Annotated in this window: 1 protein-coding gene; it reads right to left on the bottom strand. The window is 41.8% G+C overall.

Translation table 11 applies throughout. The features are described from left to right. Positions 1–88: 88 nt before the first annotated feature. Positions 89–371, bottom strand: a 283-nt coding sequence (locus AC1DS3_RS39600) for a hypothetical protein (protein ID WP_477129497.1), incomplete at its 5' end; no start/stop codon positions are given.

Genomic DNA, 371 nt, shown 5'->3' with positions numbered 1-371 from the left:
CAATTCTAACGCCATTTCCGATTATCATTTCCATTTTGTTATTTAGGGGTGATTTTTCTTCCTATTTTATGCACATATCGTTCTTATTTTATTCGATTATAATTTCGGCTGTAACGCTGTATTTCGCGAGTAAGACGTGTGGGCTTTCGTCGTCGGCGTATCTTAAGAATGTGGTTTTCCGTTGTGCGGCCGCTTTCGCGATATGTTTTACGCTAAGTGCCATTCCGATATTTTTTTCTAATACCGGATTGTTGAGGCTGTTGATTGTAATCGGGATTTCGGTAGTCTCGTTTGTAATATCGGTTTGGTTTGTCGGTTTTGGGGCTGGGGAGAGGAATAGTATCCGTCCGTTTATTTTGGCCGGAGTGAGG

The sequence above is a fragment of the Cupriavidus sp. 01L46 genome (assembly GCF_056399905.1).
This window is presented reverse-complemented; position numbering and strand designations above follow the sequence as displayed.